Raw genomic sequence first — 23723 nt, 5'->3', positions numbered from 1 at the left:
CTTGATTCTTTTAGTGTTTGTAAACTTCCCAGCCCATGTAATTTCCTAAGGCTTCTTCTAAGATGGCTGCTGTTTTTGACGCATTCATCACCACGTGGTGTTCAAATCCGTTTTTACAAACGTATTGCATTAGTCCTTGTAAATCCGGGATTTGCGCAACGGCTCTGTTTCCGAAAGTTTCTAAGCTATCGTTTGTCAATTCGCCTTCGCCAATGTAAACCTTAATGATTCCTTTAGGGTCATCCGTACTGATTCGACCATAAGTAAGCGGCATAGCAGGTGTTCTTCCGTCTAAGGCGCCATAAGTGTTTTCTACCCCCACAGTTGTTCCTAAGATAGGAGCGGTGCTCAATTGAATGTCCGGCAGGAATGATTTTGCCCAGTTTCCACAGTGGAATAAAACACATTTTTCAGGATCGTCAGCATAGTTGTTATTCCAGTCTACCAATGCACTTGGAGAACCCGAAGCCAATTGCATCGCATACATACTCAAGGTTCCTGTTACGTCAACCTCGCAGGCACTTGGAAGCATGTTCTCGCTCATGATACTCATGCTGGTACACACGTTACAACCGTAATTTTGTTGTAATGAAGTCCAACATTGAATAGCCGTAGCGTCTAAGGCATATTCTTCCATGAAATCTTTCAAGACCACATCCAGTTTTGCAATTTGAAGCATGGCTTCGTTAGGCGTTTTTCCTTGGGCAACATAGGCGTTGATGGATTCTAAATGTTGTTTTACTTTAGCATCATCGGCAGTTAATTTGTTAGCTTTTCCTAAAATTTCAGATAAATCTACCGTAGTAACCGTGATGCCATTTCTTTGTAATATTTTTTCAGAATAACGAACAGTGTTAAAAGCACCCGGTCTAGCACCGATAGCTCCAATACGCACATTGCGCATTCCTTTTACCACTCTGCAAACAGCAGTAAAGTCTAATAAATCTTTTTGAAAAATAGGATCCGACGGACTCATTACATGCTGAGATGTCAACGAATATTTGATGCCGTATTGGTATAAGTTGTTGCAAACTGAGATTTTTCCGCACCAGGAATCACGTCTGTTTACCACATTCATTTTTGTCAACTCATCAGGGTAAGCCTGGATTAAAACAGGAACATTTAAGTTGGCTAATTTTAAGGTGTCAGCAACTCCTTTTTCATCACCAAAATTTGGTAGCAATACTAAAACTCCCATAATTTCATCCTGGTGTTTTTTGAATAATTCAGCACATTTTTGCGCTTCTTTATAAGTTTCTACACCGCCCAGTTTAGTAACGGTACTGTCTAATAAAATAGGTTTGATGTTTAATTTAGCAAAAACTTCAACGATTTCAAATCTTGCTTTTTCTACTAAACTGTCCGGGAAAAAATCTCTGTTTCCTATGATTACTCCTAATGTTGATGTTGTCATTTTATTTGCTTTTTTTTATTTTTTTTGTGTTTTGTTTTTTATGCTACGATAACTTCAATTTCGTTATCTCTAAATACTTCTTTGTGTTTTTCTTCAATTCCATTATCGGTAATGATATAATCAATTAAGGATAAGGCGCCTAAACTGGCCAGAGCACTTTTGCCAATTTTGGTGCTGTCTGCCACTAAATAAGTGACTTCGGCAGCGTCAATCATGGCTTTTTTTACCACTAAATCACTGATGCTAGGGTAGGTAAGTCCTGATTTTAGTGAGATTCCCGCAGTGGCTAAAAATAGTTTTTGAACGTTTAAGCCTTTGAAGAAATCGGCGGCTTTTTGACCGGTTAAGGACAATGTAGGCGGTTTGAATTCGCCTCCGGTCATAATAACCTCTATATCCTGTTCAGTGCCAAGTAATAAGGCAATGTTTAAGGCGTTAGTAATGACCGTTAAGTTTTTGAATCCTTTTAATTTTTTTGCGATTTCGGTGGTTGTGGAACCGGAATCCAGGATAATGGTGTCTCCATTTTCGATAAATTCGAGACATTTTTGGGCAATAGCCGATTTTAGTTCCAAGTTTTCCTGACGAATCAGCGAAAAGCTTCTTACCTGATCGGCAACGTTTTTTATACTTGCTCCTCCGTGTTCTTTGATGATAAGATCTTCGCTTTCCAGTTTTTCAAGATCCTGACGTATAGTGACCTCGGTTACTTTGAATAAGCGCGCTAAATCGATAACTTTTGCAAATCCATCTTCTTTTAAAAGATCTAAAATTTTCTCCCTTCGTTGATTTGGCAACATAATTTGTTTTCTTTTTGTATTAGTGTTAAAACAAATATAAAAGAAAATAAACGAAAGAAAAAGAAAGTAAACGTTAATTTTAGTTGAATGGGATAAAATTTAAGAAACAATTTAATTATTCGAAAAAATAATTGGGTTTTATTGAGACATTGTTATCCAATAAAAAAGGAATGAACAGTTCGCTTCTGGCGGATTTGATCAAAGTTCTATAGGAATTTTTAGTTTGTAGAGATAATAAGTATGTTTCAAATAAGTACTATCAATATTAATAGATAGAAAAACATTTTCGAGTTAAGATAATTGATAAAATCTGTTGTAGTGTTTTGGAGCTAGGCTTTATTTTTTTAGAGAAATCCATTTCATATTAATCAAAGTATTATTAATTAGCTCTTTGTTCCCCGTAATTACTTTAGTCACGAAATCATTCGAAATTTCATAGATTATATTAGAATCATTTCTCATATATAAACTCATTTCGTCCATTTGATTTATAAAAATAGAATAAACCTCGAATTTTTTTTCAATAGCTTTTTTTTTTCATAAATCGGATTGATATTGAACTACGTTATTTAACAACTCCTGTAGAACCTTCACTGGATGGAATTAATTCAAAAATAGAATTGGGAGCTAAATTAGGTTCGACGCGGTGCGAAACATACACTATAGTCATATTGGATTCCTGTTTTAGCAAATTGATGAGTTGGCATACCATGACTACATTTTCATCGTCTAAGCCTTCAACAGGTTCGTCTAAAATAACTAGAGGCGGATGTTTTAAAACCGAACGTACAATCATGGCTAGCCTTTGTTGTCCTGCTGAAAGGCGTTTGAACATTTGATTTTTAAGGTGTTTCATGCCTATTAATTCCAGCCATTGATCGGCAATGTTTTTCTGCAAAGTAGTAGGCAGGTCGTACAATCCAATAGAGTCAAAGAATCCGGATAAAATCATTTGTTCCAGTGTGTGATTTCTTGTGAACAAACTGGTCATATTAGTTGCAAAATAACCAATATTTTTTTTAATCTCCCATACGCTTTCACCGCTTCCTTTTTTTCTTCCAAAAAGGTGTAAATCCTGTCCGTAACCCTTAGGACTATCACCATTAATTAGCGATAAAAGGGTGCTTTTTCCGGAACCGTTAGGGCCAATCAATTGCCAGAATTCACCTTGCTGAATCGTCCAGTTGATGTTTTTCACAATAGGCCGTTCTTCGTAGCTAACACATACATTATTCATCTGAATTAGTACTTTTTGTTTGTATTCGATGGCCTGTGCCGGATGCGGAATCCCGGATTGAGTTATAATTTTATTTTCGTGTGCCTCGTGGCTAATGTTTTCCAGTACAAAAGAGTCGGAATTAATTTGTCTGTTATTCGAAATAAAAGGTAGCAAATCGGCATGGCGGTTGATAAGCTGGATAATCTTAATTTCAGTAGCCATTATTTTCATTGACTCTGCTAATTCAATTCGGGAAGCCTGATCCAAATGATCCATTGGATTATCAAAAATAATAAAATCAGGTTTTTGGTCGATACAATATTGAAGAAACTTCTTTTTACGCTGTCCCGAAGAGAAAGTGCTTAATTTTCTATGCGAATCTGCGCCTACAGTAATCAATTCGAGGTATTGAAATTCTTTTTGGATAAAAATATCAATAGCCAAATCGGAAAAAAGAATTCCTTTTAAGTCGTTAAAAGCTGCTAATTCGCCAACGGCATTCCCTGAAAGGATATTTTCTATAAAGTTTTTTTTATTGATTTGATTGGACAATAAAATGTTCCAATGAGATGCAGTAGTCATGAAAAAGGGTCTGTTTTTATTGGCTGTAAAGATAATAAAAGAAAATATAAGGAGAAGTTAGAAGACAGGAAGCGGAAAATAGAGAATAGAATAAAGTACACAGACTACAGATTTAAAAAATAGCATATTAAGATTTATTGTCTTATAAAAATACACCTTTACTTGTATGGTCTAATTTATAAAACCGTAAAAAAAAAGGATAAAACAAAAACTTATATGACTTATGTGGTTTAAAAAACAGCATTATGAAATTCAGGCTTTAATTATCTATAACTGAATATCGAGCGCTTTTATCTGATCTTCTAAAGTAAGTGCATATTGATAGCTGTATTCGAAAATCTCATCGGCATTTTTTAAATTATAAAGACTGTACTGACTCATATTAGGCGGTTCAAAGTACAAATTACAACTATGGGTTTTTATCTCAACCGAACTTTTCATTGCCAAATGAAAACAGCGATCCAGAATGTTATTTATACTTACTTTCTCGACTTCTTTTTTGATAGAATTGACATAGCTGCCAATAATGACATCACATTGTCCCATCAAAGGTTCGATAGGGAAGTTGTTAATGACTCCGCCGTCAACATACAGGGTATTGTTGTAGTTTACCGGTTGAAATAATAGCGGCATACAGGAGGAAGCCATTAAAATCTGAGATAAATTTCCGGACGAAAAATAAACCAATTCACCTTTTAGAATATCGGTAGCCGCTATATAAAGTGGGATTTTTAAATCCTCAAAACTGTTATTTGGGAAACATTCAAGATAAATATCATGAAAACCTTTCATGGCAAACAACCCCTGTCTTTTCATTAATAGATTAGAAAAACTAAAGATTTGTCCCTTTTTCAAGATGCTCAAAATTTCGCTTACACTATAGCCTGCTGCATAAAAAGCACCTGCTATCGCTCCCGCACTGGTGCCTGAAATATGGGTAGGAACAATACCGAATTCCTCCAAGGCTTTTAAAACACCTAAGTGGCCAATGCCTCTGGCACCTCCGCCGGATAAAACAATTCCTATTTTAGTTTGCATATTGCTGTTTGGTTTTATTGTTAAAAGTTTATTGTAGTTGAATTTACTATTACTACTTTACCCATTGATTAGGATTCGATAAAATCCTCACTTTTGGGAATACTGGCTAAAGCCTTTACTGCAACTTCAGGAACAGGATCTATTAATTTGCGTAATTTGGTATCCATCCAGGCACCATCCACCGTTAAAGTGGCACAAAGCAAATTATCTTCGGTACGAAATTCATGAGAAATAGACCAACGAGAGGCATCGGCTCTCATTTTGGCTACCCGGGTATGGATGTAAACCGAATCACTTTGTGTAATTTCTTTTCTAAAGATACATTCTTCCCTAAAGAGAACGGGACCAAAATGCTGTTTTTGGAAAACTTTTAAATTTAAACCAAGACTGTCTAAGATTTCCATTCGGTGTTGTGCGGCACAATCGTAATATACGCTATGACGAACATGGAAATTAGGGTCTAAATCAGCCCAGCGAAAAGTTAGGTGTTTACTGAAAGATGTCATATACTGTTTTTAATTTTGTTTTAGCTGAATATAATGTCAATTCGAACGAAGTTGAGAATGTTTTCAAAAAATGAATGTTCTCGTAAATTTAAAAAAAATAAGCCAAAAAGAAAGAAAAGGACCCTTTATAGTTTTTTGCTAAAATCCGATTGTATAGAGTTTATTTTTTGTTGTTCTATCAAGCTGATAATTAATATCTTTACAAGATGAGATTCAAAGTGAACAGTTTTTTATCCTATGAAGTTTTTTCGACAACGACCTTTATTTTTAATATTCAGGTTGTCAATTCGCCAACTCAAGTAATTATTTCGGAATCTCTTACGATTACTCCAGAAATTAAATACGAAGAATTTGTATTGCAAAACTCAGCTACTCGTTTTATTAAAATGGAGGTAGTAAAAGGAACTAATTTCTCGATTAGTTATGAAGCTGAAGTTGACGTTTTACACGAGGTAATCGCTGCTGAAAAGATGTTACAATCTGTTCCCATTATTGATTTAGATAATGAAGTATTGCCTTTTATTTCACCAAGCAGGTATTGTGAATCGGATAAATTATTGAATTTTGCTCATCAAGAATTTGGACATTTACCGAATGAATTTAATAAAGTAAAAGCAATAAACGAATGGGTTTTTAGTACTATAGCTTACAAAGCGGGAACAAGTGATTCCAGCAGATCCGCTTGTGATGTTTTGGCTTTAAAAGAAGGTGTTTGTAAAGATTTTGCTCATCTTGCAATTGCTTTATGTCGTGCTTTGGACATACCGGCACGTTATTTTACGGGTTATGCTTATGCGTTGAATCCACCTGATCTTCATGCTTGTTTTGAAGCGTATGTGGGAGGGAAGTGGCTGTTTTTTGATCCAACTAAATTAAGTGTTTCTAATGGATTGGTAAAAATAGCCAATGGTAAAGATGCCAGCGAAGTGGCTGTGGCTAGTTTTTTTGGAGAAGTGAATTGTACTTTTATGAAGATTGAATGCCATCCGGTTTCGACTGATTTTATTCCTTTTGATAAAGAAGAAAACACAGCGGTTTCTTATGGTTAAAACCGCTGTGTTTTCTCGAATGGATTAATCATCGATGGCTTGTTCTGCCAATAGTTGAAATTTCCAGCCTGTATTATCACTCGTTTTTTGGGTTTGTTTTAAGATAATCCCAATCAATTCTTCTTTAGGGTCGGCAAAATATTGCGTATTGAAATAACCGCCCCAATTGAAAGTTCCTGCACTGCCTTGACCGCCCAAATCTTCGCCCATTTGGTTTAAAACTCTAAATCCTAAACCATGGTAGGCATCACTTTTACCCCAAACATCGCCAATTTGGTTTGCCAACATGAATTGGACTGTTGTTCTGCTTAATAATCGAATACCGTTTAATTCGCCTTTATTCAGGAACATTTGCAGGAAAGTAGCATAGTCTTTAGCAGTGCTGGAAAGTCCGGCACCCCCAGAGAAAAAGCTTTTAGCTCCTGATTTTGGATAATTAGTATCGTAGAAAGTATTTGGAAACGGAATCCAATTGCTATTTTCTTTGGTTTGAACACTTACTAATCGGTTGTATTTTGATTCCGGCAAATAGAAATAAGTATCATTCATTCCCAATGGTTCAAAAATACGGCTTCTGTAAAACTCGTCCATAGGCATGCCTGACATGATTTCGATAAAATAACCAATAACATCCAGTCCTTCGCTATAAGTAAATTTCTCTCCCGGATTGTGATGCAATGGCAATTTTGCCAGTTTTTTGACACTTTCGGCAATGGTGATTTTATCGGTTGTAAACAAATCGGTTATACCAGCGTCCTGATAGATTTTTTTGAAACGAGAATCGCTATCAATTTGGCCGTAACCAATTCCGGAAGTGTGTGTAATTAAATCGCGAATGGTAATTTCTCTTTTCGCTGGTTTAGTAGTGTATTTTCCATCCGGATACACAGAGTCTAAAACTTGGGCGTTTTTAAATTCAGGGATATATTTTGAAATAGGGTCGTCGAGTTTGAATTTTCCTTCTTCCCATAGCATCATTACGGCTGTAGTGGTTATGGCTTTGGTTTGTGATGCAATTCTGAAAATGGCGTCGGTTTTTAAGGTTTTTGAAGTAGCATTGTCAGCCATTCCAAAAGCTTTAAAATACACAATCTTTCCCTTACGAGCGACTAAGGCTATAGCTCCCGGAATTTCCGAATCGGCGACGGCTTTGTTGAGCATATTGTCAATTCGCGCCAATCGTTCGCTGGACATTCCTACACTGCTTGGTGTGGCTTCAGTGAGTTTAGGGGAGCTTTTTATCGAATGAGTTTGCGCATAAGTGCTGCAATTCAATATCGCAAAAATAGTGATGAAAAATTTTTTCATGGTTGGTTTTTTGTTTTTAACAGGATAGCTGTGTTATTCCGGAATTTTCTCTATTAGGATAGGATTTTCGGCATTATCATAATAGGTACAAGTCATTTCGATGATGTCTACCCGCCATTTGGCAATACCACATTGGGCTGCATGTTGGCAAAAAGTATAATAGTCGGTTTGACCGTCCTGATGTATTACCAGAAATTCAATAAAACGTTCTTTGTTAGCCACAGAGGCAATTGGGAGGGCGTCGTATTTTTTATCTGTACTTGCAGTAAAGTCGTTATCTCCATAATAAGAAACTCGACCGTCAGTCACAATGGTATCATAACCTTTTACGCCTAGATTGATTAAGTCCTGAATGTAATTGGGAAAATCAGCACCCGATTTTACTTTTTCATGTGCTGCTTTGATTTGATCTATGGTAAACATATTCTAATTTTTTAGGTTTTCAAATATAGGTTAAAATCAAATTATACCAATTATTTCTGATGTAATTTGGCGGAGAGCGGGAAATAGCTTCTTGTTCTTAGTATTTGATATGACTATGACAGTATTGTTTCTGCTTTTTGCAAGTCTGTCAGTTAGCTTAAAATGTCATCTTGTCAGTTGTTTTGCGACAGCTTTAACATTTTATGACAATTTATAGGGAGCTTTAATATTGGCACAAAGATTGACTTAAGCACGTTGAGTTATTAAATCGAGTATATAATAAAAATTAAATATATTAAAAATGGGTAAAATAATCGGAATTGATTTAGGTACGACCAACTCTTGTGTTTCTGTAATGGAAGGTAGTGAAGCAGTTGTTATTCCTAACGCAGAAGGGAAAAGAACAACGCCATCTATCATCGCTTTTGTAGAAGGTGGAGAAATTAAAGTGGGTGATCCTGCAAAAAGACAAGCAGTAACTAATCCAACTAAGACTATTGCTTCTATCAAACGTTTTATGGGACATTCATTTGCTGAAACTCAAGAAGAAGCAAAAAGAGTTCCTTACAGTGTTGTAAAAGGTGACAACAATACGCCACGTGTGGATATTGACGGTCGTTTGTATACTGCTCAAGAATTGTCAGCTATGACTCTTCAAAAAATGAAAAAAACTGCTGAGGACTATTTAGGTCAAACAGTTACTGAAGCGGTTATCACTGTTCCTGCTTACTTTAACGATGCACAACGTCAAGCTACTAAAGAAGCTGGTGAAATTGCTGGTCTTAAAGTTATGCGTATCATCAATGAGCCAACTGCAGCTGCATTAGCTTACGGATTAGATAAAAAAGGAACTGATCAAAAAATTGCTGTTTACGATTTAGGAGGAGGTACTTTTGATATTTCTGTTCTTGAATTAGGAGACGGAGTTTTCGAAGTATTATCTACTAATGGAGATACTCACTTAGGAGGAGACGATTTTGATCAGGTTATCATTGACTGGTTAGCTGACGAATTCAAAGCTGAAGAAGGTGTTGACTTGCGTTTAGACCCAATGTCTTTACAACGTATTAAAGAAGCTGCTGAGAAAGCTAAGATTGAATTATCTGCTTCTGCTGAAACTGAAATCAACTTACCATACGTAACTGCTACGGCTTCAGGACCAAAACACTTAGTTAAAAAATTATCTCGTTCTAAATTTGAGCAATTAGCTGATTCTTTAGTAAAACGTTCTATGGCACCTGTTGCTAAAGCGTTAAAAGACGCTGGTTTATCAGTTTCTGATATCGACGAAGTTATCTTGGTAGGAGGTTCTACTCGTATCCCAAGAATCGTTGAAGAAGTTGAGAAATTCTTCGGTAAAAAAGCTTCTAAAGGAGTTAACCCTGATGAGGTTGTAGCTATTGGAGCTGCTATCCAAGGTGGTGTACTTTCTGGAGATGTAAAAGATGTATTGTTACTTGACGTTACTCCATTATCTTTAGGTATCGAAACTATGGGTGGTGTAATGACTGTTCTTATCGAAGCTAATACTACTATCCCAACTAAAAAATCTCAAGTATTCTCTACTGCTGCTGATTCTCAACCATCTGTTGAAATTCATGTATTACAAGGAGCTAGAGCAATGGCTGCAGATAACAAAACTATCGGTCGTTTCCACTTAGACGGTATTCCACCAGCACCAAGAGGAGTTCCTCAAATCGAAGTTTCTTTCGATATCGATGCTAATGGTATCATCAAAGTTTCTGCTACTGATAAAGGAACTGGAAAATCTCACGATATCCGTATCGAAGCTTCTTCTGGTTTAACAGCTGAAGAAATCGAACAAATGAAAAAAGATGCAGAAGCTAATGCTGATGCTGACAAAGCTGCAAAAGAAAGAGCTGAAAAATTAAACGAAGCTGATAGTACTATTTTCCAAACTGAAAGTCAATTGAAAGAATTGGGAGATAAAATTTCAGATGAGAACAAAACAGCTATCGAATTTGCTTTAACTGAACTTAGAATGGCGCACCAATCTCAAGATATTGCTGCTATTCAAAAAGGTTTAGATAATGTAAATGCTGCTTGGAAAACTGCTACTGAAGCTATGTACGCTCAAGGAGAGCAAGGTCAAGCTGCTGCTGAGCCACAAGCTGAAGGTGATAACGTTCAAGACGTAGATTACGAAGAAGTAAAATAATTTAGTATTACTTAATTAGTACTGAGTATTAAGATAAAACCGAGCTAGAAATGGCTCGGTTTTTTTGTTTATTAAACCCGACAGGTTCAAAAACCTCTCGGGTTTGTTTGTTTAAATTATTTCCAAAACATGATTTATCTCATAAAAGAAAAAACTATTTCAATTTACTTTTGTCAGAGTTAATCTGTGTTTTTAAATTGTTAAGTTGTACTTTTTTGCCAAAAGTTTTTTGTAATATTACTGTTAAATGATTTCTTTATGAGAAAAATAAAATATAAAAAGGCTAGAAAAGTACATTTGAATCAGTTAGTATACACGGGAAAACACAAGAAACTGGAGTCAAAAATGCAGTTGTTTGTGTATGACGATTTGGATTTTACAGAATACCAGGATTTAGCCATTTCAGATTTTAGGGAATGCATTGATAATACAAAAACAAACTGGCTTAATTTGCATGGTTTGAGTGATATTAATACAGTGGAGGGAATTGGGGATTTCTTTGATATTGATAGTTATCTGCTTTCGGATATTTTAAATACTTCAAGAAGGACAAAAATGGAAGAATCGGCCAGTAGTTTGTTTTTTAATATAAAGTCGATATTACCAACGGAGAACTCAGATAATATCAGTTCAGAACAGATTAGTTTTTTTATAAAAGATGAGATTTTGATTTCTTTTCAGGAAAAGAGTAGTGATTTTTTTTCGCATATCAGGGAAAGGATACGCACTCATTCGGGAGTTGTGAGAACTAAAAAAGCTGATTATTTGCTTTCTCTGCTTCTAGAGGCTGTTATGGAGAATTTTTATATTACTATCGAAAATGAAGAAGATAAGGTAGAGGAGCTGATTGATTTGTCAAAAACAAGTACTAATCCTGATGTTTTAATACGAATTGAAAAGCACAGGGATAATTTAAGTTTCTTAAAACGTTCCATTATTCCGCTAAGGGATTCATTGTACGGTATTAAAACATTAAAAGAAGATGTTGTTTGTAATGTGATTCAGATGGATTCTTATGTTTATTTTTCAAGATTGCATCAAAAAAGTTTAGAGCTTTTGGAACAAATTGAATCAGATTTGGGAATGCTTGAAGGAGCTTCAAATTTCTTTTTTTCTTCTCAATCGCATAAGATGAATGAGATTATGAAAACGCTTACGATAGTGTCTGCTATATTTATTCCGTTAACGTTTATTGTAGGTGTCTATGGGATGAATTTTGATTATATGCCTGAATTAAGATATCAAAATGGGTATTATACTGTAATTGGTATAATGTTTTTAATAGTAATCCTGATGGTTTTTTATTTTAAAAAGAGAAGATGGTTTTGAGAATAATTATCGGTTGTGTGTTGGTAGAATTGCCAAAAGAATTGAATTAATAAAATAAGTTTAAATATTTATAAAATGAACAAAGCCATTTATATCGCAACTTCAGAAAGTAATAGCGGGAAATCGATTATTACGCTTGGATTAATGAGTATGCTTATTGGTAAAACTGCCAAAGTAGGCTATTTCAGGCCTATTATTGAAGATTTTGAGGATGGAAAATTAGACAATCATATCGAAACGGTAATATCTCATTTTGGTTTGGATATTCGTTTTGAAGATGCTTTTGCTATTACTAAGAGTCAATTAATCAAGAAAAAGAATAAAGGTAAAATAGGCGATGTTTTAGATTTGATTATCGAAAAATTCAAACATTTAGAAGAGCGTTTTGATTTTGTATTGGTTGAAGGAACCAGTTTTAGTGGTGAAGGAACAGCAATCGAATTGGATATGAATGTTCTTATTGCTAAGAATTTAGGTATTCCAACCATAATTGTTGGTTCAGGTGTTGGGAAAACTCTCGAAGAATTTTTGGATGGAGAATATCTTGCTTATGATTCTTTTAAAAATAAAGAAGTTGAAGTGTTGGCTTTTATTGCCAATAAAATCCAACCCGAAAACTTAAAATTAGCAGAGGATGGTTTGCGAAGTGTTTTACCCAAAGAAGTTTTGGTGAGTGCTATTCCTGTCATCTCAAGTTTAAACAATCCTACGGTTAAAGAAATAGTTGAGGAATTGGATGCTAAGATTCTTTTTGGTAAGGAGTTTATTAATAATGAAGTAGGTAGTTTTAGTGTAGGTGCTATGCAATTGCGAAATTATTTATTGCATCTAAAAGAGAATGCGTTGGTCATTACTCCGGGAGATAGAGCCGATATTATTTTGGGAGCTTTACAGGCCAATGAATCGGTGAATTACCCGACGGTTTCGGGAATTATTTTAACGGGGAATATACTTCCTGAAGACAGTATTTTGAAGTTAATTGAAGGGTTAAACAGTGTTGTTCCAATTATTGCAGTTGAAGGTGGTACATACCGAATAACCAACAAAATAGGTTCTATACAATCTAAGATTTATGCCGAGAATATTCATAAAATAGAAACCTCAATAAGCACCTTTGAAAAGTACGTTGATTTAGATGAACTGTCGGATAAATTAAGTGCGTTTGAAGCAGAAGGAATGACGCCAAAAATGTTTCAGTACAATTTGGTAAAAAGAGCCAAACAACACCGAAAACACGTTGTCCTGCCGGAAGGAAATGACGATAGAATAATTATTGCGACCTCTCGATTATTAGCGATGGATGTGGTCGATATTTCTATCATTGGAAACAAAAAACAAATAGAAAATAAAGTAGCCGAATTAGGAATAGCTTTCGATTTTTCGAAAGTGAATATTATTAATCCTATAGCATCTCCTTATTATGATGATTATGTAAATACGTATTATGAGCTTCGAAAAAACAAGAATATTTCTATGGCTATGGCCAAAGATTTAATGGAAGATGTGTCTTATTTTGGAACAATGATGGTGTACAAAGGTCATGCGGACGGAATGGTTTCCGGTGCGGCACATACCACACAGCATACTATTTTGCCGGCTTTACAATTCATTAAAACCAAACCCAATTCGAGTGTGGTTTCTTCTATATTTTTCATGTGTTTAGAAGACAGAGTTTCTATTTTTGGGGACTGTGCCATTAATCCGAATCCTACTGCTGAACAATTGGCCGAAATTGCGATTTCTTCTGCCGATTCTAGTTTGGCTTTCGGAATAGAACCTAAAGTGGCTATGTTGTCTTATTCTTCGGGTTCGTCAGGAAAAGGGGATGAAGTAGAAAAAGTGCGAACAGCAACTGAAATTGTAAAGAAAAAACGTCCCGATTTAAAAATAGAAGGGCCTATTCAGTATGATGCGGCTGTTGATATGGAAGTGGGGCAAAGCAAAATGCCAAACTCAGAAGTGGCAGGGCAGGCGAGTGTGCTTATTTTTCCGGATTTGAATACAGGAAACAATACTTATAAAGCAGTTCAGAGAGAAACGGGAGCTTTGGCCATTGGGCCAATGTTGCAAGGTCTAAATAAACCTGTAAATGATTTAAGTCGTGGTTGTACCGTAGATGATATTATTAACACAGTCGTGATTACAGCGATTCAAGCACAAGGATTGTAAAATGAAAATAGTTATTATAAATTCAGGAAGCTCATCTATAAAATACCAATTAATTGATATGCCTTCAAAAGAAGTGATTTGTAGCGGGATGATTGACAGGATTGGTTTAGAGACTTCTAATTTTACGTATAAAACAAATAAAGATTCTATAGAAGAAATTTTGCCAATTGCCAATCATAAAATAGGATTGGAGAAAATTGCTCAATTATTATTGGATGAAACTATTGGTGTAATTAAAAGTACGCAAGAAATTGAAGCTGTAGGTCATAGAGTTGTTCATGGTGGAGCTAGTTTTTCGGATACTGTTATGATTGACGATGAAGTAAAAGAAAAGATAAAACAACTTTTCGAGTTGGCTCCTTTACATAATCCGGCCAATTTAGAAGGAATAATCGTTGCCGAGGAAGTTTTTCCTTCGGCTAAACAAGTGGCTGTTTTTGATACTGCCTTTCATCAAACTATGCCTGAGGTGGCTTATCGATATGCAATTCCAAATTACTTATTGACCGAAAATAAAATCAGAGCCTACGGTTTTCATGGAACGTCTCATAAATATGTTTCGGAAAAAGCAATTGGGTTTTTAGAGAAAAGCAGCAAAATAATTACAATTCATTTAGGAAATGGTTGTAGTATTACCGCTGTAAAAGACGGAAGAAGTATCGATCATAGTATGGGATTTGGTCCCATGAATGGATTGGTAATGGGAACCCGAAGCGGAGATATCGATCAGTCGGTCATTTTTTATATGGTAAATACTTTAGGCTATCAATTAAGTGAAGTAAATACGGTATTGCAAAAACAAAGCGGAATGCTGGGACTTACCGGTCATAGTGATTTAAGGGATATTCAGGCCAATGCCGAAAAAGGAGATGTAAATTGTCAGTTGGCTCTTGATATGAATGTGTATCGTATTAAAAAATACATAGGCTCTTATGCGGCAGTTTTAAACGGAATTGACGCCATTATTTTTACGGCAGGAATAGGGGAGAACTCTGCTTATATCAGGAAATCGGTATGTGCTGACATGCAGTTTTTAGGGTTGGAATTAGACGAAACTAAAAATGAAATACGTTCTCCGGAAATTAGAGAAATAAATACAGCTAATTCTAAAACTAAAATTTTAGTGGTGCCAACCAATGAAGAATTAGAAATTGCCAATCAGGTTTATGATTTAATTTTGAATTAAACAGTAATTAAAAGGCTTCTTGAAAACAGAAGCTTTTTTTATGCCGTTTTCTCCTTTTTTTGTTTACCATCACCTAATAAAATAGAAATTGCTTTTAGGCTTTCTGTGCGGTCAGCAATAAGTTTAATGATACTTGTAAATGGGATAAACAATATCATTCCCGCAGCACCCCATAAAATTCCTCCTAAAGTAATCATGATGATAATAATTAGGGTGTTTATTTTTAAACGATTTCCCACTACGTAGGGAAAAATGATATAAGCTTCTAAAATTTGTACAATCGAGAAAATAGCTATGACTCCAATTGGGTACCAAACAGAATTAAAAGTAATCCATGAAATTGCAATTGGCAAAAGTGCTGATATCATGATCCCAACATAAGGAATAAATGTTAAAATAGCAGCAATAAATCCAAACATAAAAGGATGTGGGATACCTATAATTAAAAGTCCTATACTATTGAGAATTCCAACAATAAGATAAACGCCCAACATGCCTTTTATAAAACTATGATAAGCATTTATGGTTTCCATAAGGATTTCAAGGATTTTTCCTTTTTGTTTTGAAGGGAAAAAATTAAGTAAAGCATCTGTAAACATACTTCGATGAAAAAGAATAAGAGCCGTGAAAACAGGAATGATTATAGCGTAATAAAGAGTGTGGGAAAAAGAATAAAATGAAGATTCTAAAATAGCCAAAACCTGATTCTCGGAATGGTTTATCAGGTTTTCAAAAAAAGAAATTTGCTCAGTATTTGTAATATTAAAATATTGCGAAATGAAAATACTAATTTGATTAATGGCTTCCAGCAATTTAGTCTTAAAAGGTTCCCATTCTAAAGTAAATTCTTTAATTTGGAAAATAAGCAAGCTTAGGATGCTTATCATTAATAGAAACACCATTAATAATGAGATGCCAATTGCAATTGTAGGACTGATTCCTTTTTTTTCAAACCATCGACAAACAGGATAAAGTATAAAACTAATAAGAAGAGCAAAAGAAAGAGGGATAAAAATTAGTTTTCCAAAATACAACACCAATGTTATTAAAACAAAATACTGAAGAAATTCTATTGCTGAGATTTTTTTATCGGCATCAATGATAGTCGGGATTTTAGGAATGAGGCTCATCTTTTTAAAAATTAGGTAGTTAATTTTTATACATAAGTTAACTCTTTTTTCGTAAAATTAATTTATTCCTGTTGTTTTTTTAATTTTTATAAGTCAGATTTAATCTCTTTAGGTTTAATTCCTCGAAGCTTTGCTTCGTTTTTTAACGCTGATTCGCAGATTATAATATGAAAATCTGCGAATTTGCGGTTGTTTTCTAATACCTCATGGACTCTGCCCCGAAGCAGTATAATAAAAACTATTTTTATATTGCTAATGGTCTGAATTATTTAGGAATCAAATCACAATACCAAAACCCATAATCAAAAGCGGTTTTATCATCGGTATCACAGGCTGTATTTGAAGAGTCTTGTTTTGGCTTTTCATATTTTCGATACACCACTTCGCCAACTTCAAAATTGATCGGTTTTTGAAAAATCGGTCCGTCAAAACTAAAAGTATGGAATTCGCCGTTTTCTCCGCATACATCTACGTTTTCGGGTAAATCATCAATAAATTGCTGATCAATCACACGACCTACAAAACTTTTGTCTAAATAGCGTTCGTTGACACATACCACAATAGTTTTAAAACCTAAAGCAATAAATTCCTGAATTAAATCCTTTGTTGGAATTTTCCAAATCGGGAAAACACCTTCAAACCCCATAATTGCTAATTTGTCTTCACGATATTGGCGTAAATCTTCCAGAAAAATATCCCCAAAAACCGAATGAGTAATTCCTTTCTTTTTTAGTTTTTCCAATGTTTGCTGCATTACATTCTCATAGACTTCCATCGTAGGCATTTCGGGAATTTGCATAATTTCCAATGGAATTCCGATGCTTTCGGCTTGTTGTTTTAACAGTTCAACTCTAACACCGTGCATAGAAATGCGCTGAAATTGTTGGTTTACACTGGTTAACAAACAGTTGATTTCAAATTCAGGATTTTGCAGGATTTTGTATAAGGCTAAAGCAGAATCTTTTCCGCTGCTCCAGTTAAAAAGGGCTTTCTTCAACTTAATTTTATTAAAAGTTTAAGAGGTAAACTTACAAAATACTTTCAATAGTTTACCAAAGCTTTGTAACTTTGGTTTTCTAGCTTTAATACACTTTTAATGAAATACTTTTTCCTTTTTATTTCCACTTTTCTTTTTGCTCAACAAGCAAAAACGGTTGATTTCACTTCGGTTTCGGCTCAATTAAGCTTAAATGCTACTGAAAAATCGGTTGCGGGAACAGTGAATTATTCCTTCGGAATTTTGAAAGCAATCGATACTTTGAAAATTGATGCGCAAAATATGCAGTTTTCAAAAGTGGAATTGAATCAAAAAGAAGTTCAATATCTAAATTCCGGTAAACAGCTTTTGATTATTCATCCGTTTCAAAAAGGAAAAAACACGCTTACTTTTAATTATAATGCAACGCCTAAACAGGCTTTGTATTTTGTGGGTTCGCCACATTCAGAAGATATGCAAATTTGGACTCAGGGTCAGGGAAAATACACCAGTAATTGGTTTCCAAGTTTTGATGATGTTAATGAAAAGTTGATTTTTAATCTCGAAATTGCATTTGATTCTAATTATCAGGTGGTTGCTAATGGTGTTTTAAAGCAAAAAAAAAATCAAAATAACGCTACTGTCTGGAGTTATCAAATGGAAAAACCAATGAGTTCCTATTTGTTGATGCTTGCCATTGGTAAATTCGAAAAACAAACTCAATTTTCTAAAAGTAAAGTACCACTGGATTTGTATATCGAAAATAAAGACATTTCTCGCTTTGAGCCGACTTATCGTCATTCTAAACGAATTTTTAATTTTTTAGAAAAAGAAATTGGCATAAAATACCCGTGGCAAATTTACAAACAAGCTCCGGTTCGGGATTTTTTGTATGCGGGAATGGAAAATACTTCAGCAACTTTATTTGCCACCCGATATGTGGTAGATTCCATAGGTTTTACTGATAGAAATTACACTAATGTGGAAGCACATGAATTAGCCCATCAATGGTTTGGAAACTTAGTTACTGCCGCCAGTGGAAAACATCATTGGTTGCAGGAAGGTTTTGCTACCTATTATGCTTTATTGGCTGAAAAAGCCATTTATGGAGAAGATTACTTTTATTCCAAAATGTATGAGTCCATTCAGCAGATAAAATATGCTTCAAGAACCGATACAATTCCTGTTTTAAATGAAAAAGCCAGTTCGTTGAGTTATTATCAAAAAGGAGCTTGGGCTTTGTTTGTCTTGCATCAGGAAATAGGGGATAAGAAATTCAGAAGAATTATTAAAAACTATTTAAAAAAATACGCTTTCAAAACCGTAACAACTCAAGATTTTTTTACTGAAATCAAAAAGCTAAGTCATTTTAATATTGATTCGTTTTCTAAAGAATGGCTTGAATCAACTACAATTAATACGCAAAAGGTCAATGCTTTATTAGTTAAAAATAAAATTACCAAGATAATGCTGGAGCTGGACAAAATAAAATCAAAACCTTTATCTGAAAAAGAAGGTTTTTTTAAATTGATTTTAATGTCAGATGCTCATTATTCGGCAAAGGAAATGGTTATTGATCAACTCCGAAACGAAACTTTTGAAGCTAAAAAAAACTTTTTAGAATTGGCTTTGGAAAGCAACAATCCCCAAGTTCGTCAGGCTGTGGCTTATTCGTTACCTAAAATCCCTGAAGAATTTCGAATGGATTACGAAAGTCTTTTAAGTGATGATTCTTATCAAACTCAGGAAATTGCTTTGTTGTATTTATGGCGAAACTTCCCAAAACAACGATTGGATTATCTGGAAAAATCAAAGAAATGGATGGGTTTTAATGATTATAATTTAAGAACTTTATGGTTGTCATTAGCACTGAATACTCCTGAATTTTCAACTGATAAACAAGTTTTAATTGATGAATTAATTAGTTATACATCTGATAAGTTCGAGGCTACAACCAGACAAAATGCTTTGGAAAAATTAATTGGGTTTAAAATAATTAATGATATTGTTTTAGTAAATTTAGTGAAGGCAACCACACATCATATGTGGCAATTTTCTAAATTTGGAAGAGATACTATTCGGATTTTATTGAAAAATCAAATTTATAGAGATTCTTTTATTCGAATTTTAAGCAGTTTGAATGAGAAAGAACAGTTTCAGTTGAATCGATTATTAAATGAAATAATATGAGAGCATTAGTAATTTCCGGAGGAGGTAGTAAAGGTGCATTTGCCGGCGGTGTTGCCCAATTTTTATTGGAAAAGAAAAAAATACAATACGATATGTTTTTAGGAACCTCTACCGGAAGTTTGTTGATTCCTCATTTGGCTCTGGGAAATATCGAAAAAATTCGTCGTATTTACACTAATGTTAATATGCGGAAAATTTTTAATGTTAATCCTTTTATAGTTAAAAAAAAGAACGGAATTGATGTGGTAAGTATCAATCACTTTAATGTGTTATATCAGTTTTTTAGAGGAAAAAGAACCTTTGGTGAAAGCAAAAAATTACGCTCTTATATTAAAAAAAATTTTCCTATAACCGAATTTAATCAATTAAAAGCCCAGAATACAGATGTAATTGTTACAGTAACCAATCTTTCAACCAATGAATCCGAGTACAAGTCGATAAAAGATTGTACTTATGATGAATTTTGCGATTGGGTTTGGATTTCCAGTAACTATATTCCTTTTATGAGTATTGTAAATATTAAGGGTTATGACTATGCCGATGGTGGTTTTTCGAGCCTAGTGCCTATTCAGGAAGCCATTAATCGCGGTGCTACCGAAATTGATGTGGTTATTTTAGAAACAGAACAAGCAATTCCCAGAGCAACTATTGGAAGAAATCCGTTCTCTTTATTGATTGATTTGTTCCAAATTGAATTGGATCAAATAGGAAAGCATAATATTTTATTAGGGACCTTATCGGCTTCTCATAACAACGTAAAACTCAATCTCTATTACACTCCGATTGATTTGACTAATAATGCCTTAATTTTTAACAAAGCCAAAATGACACAATGGTGGGAGGAAGGATTTCAATATGCTTTGAAAAAAGACATTGTCTTAAAAAGTGATGTTGTTGAAATAGATAAATAGCTTACCACAATTCGGCTACTTCATTTTTTATAAAAGCCAGGGCGGTGTTAGTAGGCGAAGTTTTTTCTAATAATTCACTGATTATAGCTGTTCTTAGTTCATCAGCATTAGTTATTTTCTCGTTCTTAGTAACTGAACGAATCATTTGAACAATTGCATTTTTAGCCGTTAAAATAACAGTCCAGCATTTGTCAGAAAGATAAATTTGCTGTGCTATATTGTGTTCAAATTCCTGTTCTATGTGTGCAATTACATAATTGGCATAATCGTTTTTATCAGTAGAAACAGGATTAATACGCACCATTAATTGTGATGGATTAATGCGTTCCATTAACAAAGTCATTCTCTCATAAGCTTGTAAACGCAAAGGTAGAGCTGTTTTTTGATTGTCTTTTTGCAATAACCAACGTCGGGTGTTTTGCTGGTCTTTAAAATGCGAATTGAATAAAAAATAGGCAACTCCGCCTGTGATTACTGATGGTATTGTGTAAGCTATTATTTCGATGATATTTATAGAGTTCATTTGGGTATAAAATTTGAAAGCAAAAGTATACTTTTAGAGTTATTTCACAAAGATTCGCTAATAGAAAAGCACAAAGACTTGCAAAGATAAGTTTAAAATCTTAGCGTATCTCTGTGTTGACTTTGCGTTTCTTTGCGGAATATATTACACAAAGCTTCGCAAAGAAATTAAATAAAATGCTTTGTGTCTCTCTGAGTTTCTTAACGAATCTCTGTGAAAAAATATAGTAAAGAGAAGTATTAGTTTATGGTTAAAAAAAACTTTGCGTTTCTCTGTGTTACTTTGAGAATCTTTGCGAAATAAATCCCTGTAAATACTTATTTTTGCATAAATAGAAAAAAATAATGCAACAATATATTTCCCAACTCAACGAAGCTCAGCGCGCACCAGTACTACAAAAAGATGGTCCAATGATTATTATTGCCGGTGCCGGTTCTGGAAAAACCCGTGTGTTAACCATTAGAATTGCTTATTTGATGCATCAGGGAATTGATGCTTTTAATATTTTGTCGCTTACATTTACCAATAAAGCGGCGCGTGAGATGAAAAACCGTATTGCTGACATTGTGGGTGCCAGCGAAGCCAAAAACCTTTGGATGGGAACTTTTCACTCTATTTTTGCTAAAATTTTACGTTCGGAAGCAGACAAATTAGGTTATCCTTCTAATTTTACTATTTATGATTCTCAGGATTCGCTGCGTGCTATTTCCGGAATTATTAAAGAAATGCAATTGGACAGGGATATCTATAAACCCAAACAGATTCTAAGCCGAATTTCGACTTTCAAAAATAGTTTGATTACGGTCAAAGCCTATTTCAATGATCCCGATTTACAGGAAGCCGATGCCATGGCTAAAAAGCCGAGAATGGGCGAAATCTATCAGGCTTATGTAGATCGTTGTTTCAAATCGGGAGCGATGGATTTTGATGATTTATTGTTGAAAACCAATGAATTATTAACTCGTTTTCCGGAAGTTTTAGCCAAATACCAAAATCGTTTCCGCTATATTTTGGTGGATGAGTACCAGGATACTAACCATTCTCAATATTTGATTGTTCGTGCTTTATCGGATAAATTCCAGAATATTTGTGTGGTGGGTGATGATGCACAAAGTATTTATGCTTTCCGTGGAGCGAACATCAATAATATCCTGAATTTCCAAAAAGATTATCAAGGTGTTCAGACCTATAGATTAGAACAAAATTACCGTTCGTCCCGAAATATTGTGGAAGCAGCAAATACGGTAATGGAACATAATAAAACCAAACTGGAGAAGGTGGTTTGGACTGCCAATGAGTTTGGACCAAAAATTAAAGTACACCGCAGTTTAACCGATGCAGAAGAAGGTCGTTTTGTTGCCAGCACTATTTTCGAACAAAAAATGCAAAATCAAATGACTAACGGTCAATTTGCTATTTTGTATCGCACTAATGCGCAATCGCGAGCAATGGAAGATGCACTCAGAAAAAGAGATATTCCGTATCGAATTTATGGAGGTTTGTCTTTTTACCAAAGAAAAGAAATCAAAGACGTTTTGTGTTATTTGCGATTAGTACTTAATCCTAAGGACGAAGAAGCTTTAATACGTGTTATCAATTATCCGGCACGAGGAATAGGGGATACGACTATTGAAAAATTGACTGTTGCAGCGAATCATTACAAAAGATCAATTTTTGAAGTGATGCAGAATATTGATCGCATCGATTTAAAACTGAATTCGGGAACCAAACAGAAATTACAGGATTTCGTTACGATGATTCAGAGTTTTCAGGTGATTAACGAAAATCAGGATGCTTTTTATATTACGGATCATGTTTCTAAAAAAACAGGATTAGTTCAGGAATTAAAGAAAGATGCTACTCCGGAAGGAATGGCAAAAATCCAGAATATCGAAGAATTATTAAACGGTATTAAAGATTTTACCGAAGGTCAAAGAGAAATTGATGGAGCCCGTGGTTCTTTGTCTGAATTTATGGAAGATGTGGCATTGGCAACCGATTTAGACAAAGATACCGGCGATGAAGATCGTGTGGCTTTGATGACGATTCACCTGGCAAAAGGACTGGAGTTTCCTCATGTTTTTGTGGTAGGAATGGAAGAAGATTTGTTTCCGTCAGCTATGAGTATGAGTACGCGTTCAGAATTAGAGGAAGAACGCCGTTTGTTTTATGTTGCCTTAACAAGGGCCGAACATCAGGCGTATTTGACTTATTCGCAATCGCGTTACCGTTGGGGGAAATTGACAGACAGCGAACCTTCGCGTTTTATCGAAGAAATTGATGGGCAATTTTTAGAATACCTAACACCGGCCGAAAGTAATTATCGATTTAAACCTATGATTGATAAGGATGTTTTTGGAGATGTAGACAAATCTAAATTACGTTTAGCAAAACCTTCAAATGGAACGCCTCCAAAATATATTACTGATAACCAACCCAAACCGGAAGCGGCAATCAGAAAATTAAAACCGGTTTCTTCTAATGCTCCTTCAGGAGCTGCGAACTTATTTGATAATCAATTAACTGCCGGAAATATTGTTATGCACGAACGTTTTGGGCGAGGACAAGTATTAAATTTGGAAGGCGTTGGTGCCGATAAAAAGGCTGAAATTAAGTTTGAAGTGGGAGGGATTAAAAAGCTTTTGCTACGATTTGCGAAGTTGGATGTTATTGGGTAGCTGAATTTTTCATCTGCGTCCGTTCGAGTGAATTTTCTGAAAATGCGATAGTTTTTTCAGAAAATTTGTATCGAGAACCATGATAATTTAAAATGCTTCTCGACATAATTTTC

At 34.7% G+C, this 23723-nt stretch carries 18 protein-coding genes; 8 read left to right on the top strand and 10 right to left on the bottom strand.

The genetic code is table 11. The features are described from left to right. Positions 1–10 precede the first annotated feature (10 nt). The 5 genes from FDM27_RS08200 to FDM27_RS08180 all read right to left on the bottom strand — a co-directional run bounded on the left by FDM27_RS08200 (position 11) and on the right by FDM27_RS08180 (position 5559). Positions 11–1414, bottom strand: coding sequence for an L-fucose/L-arabinose isomerase family protein (locus FDM27_RS08200; RefSeq protein WP_140485907.1), 1404 nt, complete (start codon positions 1412–1414; stop codon positions 11–13). Between the two features lie 38 nt (positions 1415–1452). Continuing rightward, positions 1453–2214: a DeoR/GlpR family DNA-binding transcription regulator gene (locus tag FDM27_RS08195; RefSeq protein ID WP_071185836.1), complete on the bottom strand. Its 762-nt coding sequence runs from the start codon at positions 2212–2214 to the stop codon at positions 1453–1455. Positions 2215–2779: 565 nt separating this feature from the next. Continuing rightward, positions 2780–4015 carry an ATP-binding cassette domain-containing protein gene (locus FDM27_RS08190; protein ID WP_140485906.1) on the bottom strand — a complete coding sequence of 412 codons (1236 nt, stop codon included), beginning with the start codon at positions 4013–4015 and terminating at the stop codon, positions 2780–2782. A 267-nt stretch (positions 4016–4282) separates the two neighbouring features. Continuing rightward, the gene (locus tag FDM27_RS08185; protein ID WP_071185834.1) at positions 4283–5053 is read right to left on the bottom strand and encodes a patatin-like phospholipase family protein; all 771 of its coding nucleotides are present in this window, start codon (positions 5051–5053) and stop codon (positions 4283–4285) included. 68 nt (positions 5054–5121) lie between these two features. Further along, the gene (locus FDM27_RS08180) at positions 5122–5559 is read right to left on the bottom strand and encodes an acyl-CoA thioesterase (protein WP_140485905.1); all 438 of its coding nucleotides are present in this window, start codon (positions 5557–5559) and stop codon (positions 5122–5124) included. Positions 5560–5765: 206 nt separating this feature from the next. Between FDM27_RS08180 and FDM27_RS08175 the strand changes: the two genes are divergently transcribed. Further along, the gene (locus tag FDM27_RS08175) at positions 5766–6608 is read left to right on the top strand and encodes a transglutaminase-like domain-containing protein (RefSeq protein ID WP_140485904.1); all 843 of its coding nucleotides are present in this window, start codon (positions 5766–5768) and stop codon (positions 6606–6608) included. A 24-nt stretch (positions 6609–6632) separates the two neighbouring features. Here the strand turns inward: FDM27_RS08175 and FDM27_RS08170 are convergent, their stop codons facing one another. Together FDM27_RS08170 and FDM27_RS08165 are read right to left on the bottom strand one after the other, a co-directional pair. Beyond that, a complete protein-coding gene (locus tag FDM27_RS08170; RefSeq protein ID WP_140485903.1) occupies positions 6633–7916 on the bottom strand; it encodes a serine hydrolase domain-containing protein in 1284 nt (427 codons plus the stop codon). A gap of 33 nt (positions 7917–7949) precedes the next feature. Beyond that, on the bottom strand, positions 7950–8339 hold the full coding sequence (locus tag FDM27_RS08165) for a DUF1398 domain-containing protein (RefSeq protein ID WP_140485902.1): 390 nt from the start codon (positions 8337–8339) through the stop codon (positions 7950–7952). Positions 8340–8640: 301 nt separating this feature from the next. On the opposite strand from FDM27_RS08165, the gene dnaK reads away from it, so the two are divergent. The 4 genes from dnaK (at position 8641) to FDM27_RS08145 (ending at position 15202) form a co-directional block, all read left to right on the top strand. Continuing rightward, complete coding sequence (gene dnaK / locus FDM27_RS08160) at positions 8641–10518, top strand: molecular chaperone DnaK (protein ID WP_140485901.1); 1878 nt, start codon at positions 8641–8643, stop codon at positions 10516–10518. Positions 10519–10776: 258 nt separating this feature from the next. Next, a complete protein-coding gene (gene corA, locus FDM27_RS08155) occupies positions 10777–11847 on the top strand; it encodes a magnesium/cobalt transporter CorA (RefSeq protein ID WP_140485900.1) in 1071 nt (356 codons plus the stop codon). A 75-nt stretch (positions 11848–11922) separates the two neighbouring features. Continuing rightward, positions 11923–14016 (top strand): phosphate acetyltransferase, encoded by a 2094-nt coding sequence (pta, locus tag FDM27_RS08150; RefSeq protein WP_140485899.1) that lies wholly within the window; start codon positions 11923–11925, stop codon positions 14014–14016. Between the two features lies 1 nt (position 14017). Continuing rightward, positions 14018–15202, top strand: a complete 1185-nt coding sequence (locus FDM27_RS08145) for an acetate/propionate family kinase (RefSeq protein WP_140485898.1) — start codon at positions 14018–14020, stop codon at positions 15200–15202. 38 nt (positions 15203–15240) lie between these two features. On the opposite strand, the gene FDM27_RS08140 is transcribed toward FDM27_RS08145, so the two are convergent. Continuing rightward, positions 15241–16332: an AI-2E family transporter gene (locus FDM27_RS08140; RefSeq protein ID WP_140485897.1), complete on the bottom strand. Its 1092-nt coding sequence runs from the start codon at positions 16330–16332 to the stop codon at positions 15241–15243. 265 nt (positions 16333–16597) lie between these two features. Further along, entirely contained in the window at positions 16598–17329 is a 732-nt protein-coding gene (locus tag FDM27_RS08135) for a diphthine--ammonia ligase (protein WP_071185824.1), read from the bottom strand. A 99-nt stretch (positions 17330–17428) separates the two neighbouring features. Here FDM27_RS08135 and FDM27_RS08130 point away from each other — a divergent pair, with 99 nt between their 5' ends. After that, positions 17429–19498, top strand: coding sequence for a M1 family metallopeptidase (locus FDM27_RS08130; protein WP_140485896.1), 2070 nt, complete (start codon positions 17429–17431; stop codon positions 19496–19498). Beyond that, a complete protein-coding gene (locus FDM27_RS08125) occupies positions 19495–20409 on the top strand; it encodes a patatin family protein (RefSeq protein WP_140485895.1) in 915 nt (304 codons plus the stop codon). The genes FDM27_RS08130 and FDM27_RS08125 overlap by 4 nt, the downstream gene beginning before the upstream one ends. A gap of 1 nt (position 20410) precedes the next feature. Here FDM27_RS08125 and FDM27_RS08120 read toward each other — a convergent pair whose 3' ends face one another. Next, on the bottom strand, positions 20411–20932 hold the full coding sequence (locus FDM27_RS08120) for a hypothetical protein (RefSeq protein WP_140485894.1): 522 nt from the start codon (positions 20930–20932) through the stop codon (positions 20411–20413). A gap of 344 nt (positions 20933–21276) precedes the next feature. Between FDM27_RS08120 and FDM27_RS08115 the strand changes: the two genes are divergently transcribed. After that, positions 21277–23610, top strand: a complete 2334-nt coding sequence (locus FDM27_RS08115) for an ATP-dependent helicase (protein ID WP_071185820.1) — start codon at positions 21277–21279, stop codon at positions 23608–23610. Positions 23611–23723: the final 113 nt, after the last annotated feature.

It is taken from the genome of Flavobacterium sp. GSA192, assembly GCF_006386525.1.
GTDB lineage: Bacteria > Bacteroidota > Bacteroidia > Flavobacteriales > Flavobacteriaceae > Flavobacterium > Flavobacterium commune.
Note: the sequence above shows the minus strand (reverse complement) of the source record. Positions and strands in the feature narration are given on the sequence as shown.

Bases quoted from the DNA above. Each gene is read 5' to 3' on its own strand.
- FDM27_RS08200 (WP_140485907.1), bottom strand. From the start codon at position 1,414: ATGACAACATCAACATTAGGAGTAATCATAGGAAACAGAGATTTTTTC.
- FDM27_RS08195 (WP_071185836.1), bottom strand. From the start codon at position 2,214: ATGTTGCCAAATCAACGAAGGGAGAAAATTTTAGATCTTTTAAAAGAA.
- FDM27_RS08190 (WP_140485906.1), bottom strand. From the start codon at position 4,015: ATGACTACTGCATCTCATTGGAACATTTTATTGTCCAATCAAATCAAT.
- FDM27_RS08185 (WP_071185834.1), bottom strand. From the start codon at position 5,053: ATGCAAACTAAAATAGGAATTGTTTTATCCGGCGGAGGTGCCAGAGGC.
- FDM27_RS08180 (WP_140485905.1), bottom strand. From the start codon at position 5,559: ATGACATCTTTCAGTAAACACCTAACTTTTCGCTGGGCTGATTTAGAC.
- FDM27_RS08175 (WP_140485904.1), top strand. From the start codon at position 5,766: ATGAGATTCAAAGTGAACAGTTTTTTATCCTATGAAGTTTTTTCGACA.
- FDM27_RS08170 (WP_140485903.1), bottom strand. From the start codon at position 7,916: ATGAAAAAATTTTTCATCACTATTTTTGCGATATTGAATTGCAGCACT.
- FDM27_RS08165 (WP_140485902.1), bottom strand. From the start codon at position 8,339: ATGTTTACCATAGATCAAATCAAAGCAGCACATGAAAAAGTAAAATCG.
- dnaK (WP_140485901.1), top strand. From the start codon at position 8,641: ATGGGTAAAATAATCGGAATTGATTTAGGTACGACCAACTCTTGTGTT.
- corA (WP_140485900.1), top strand. From the start codon at position 10,777: ATGAGAAAAATAAAATATAAAAAGGCTAGAAAAGTACATTTGAATCAG.
- pta (WP_140485899.1), top strand. From the start codon at position 11,923: ATGAACAAAGCCATTTATATCGCAACTTCAGAAAGTAATAGCGGGAAA.
- FDM27_RS08145 (WP_140485898.1), top strand. From the start codon at position 14,018: ATGAAAATAGTTATTATAAATTCAGGAAGCTCATCTATAAAATACCAA.
- FDM27_RS08140 (WP_140485897.1), bottom strand. From the start codon at position 16,332: ATGAGCCTCATTCCTAAAATCCCGACTATCATTGATGCCGATAAAAAA.
- FDM27_RS08130 (WP_140485896.1), top strand. From the start codon at position 17,429: ATGAAATACTTTTTCCTTTTTATTTCCACTTTTCTTTTTGCTCAACAA.
- FDM27_RS08125 (WP_140485895.1), top strand. From the start codon at position 19,495: ATGAGAGCATTAGTAATTTCCGGAGGAGGTAGTAAAGGTGCATTTGCC.
- FDM27_RS08120 (WP_140485894.1), bottom strand. From the start codon at position 20,932: ATGAACTCTATAAATATCATCGAAATAATAGCTTACACAATACCATCA.
- FDM27_RS08115 (WP_071185820.1), top strand. From the start codon at position 21,277: ATGCAACAATATATTTCCCAACTCAACGAAGCTCAGCGCGCACCAGTA.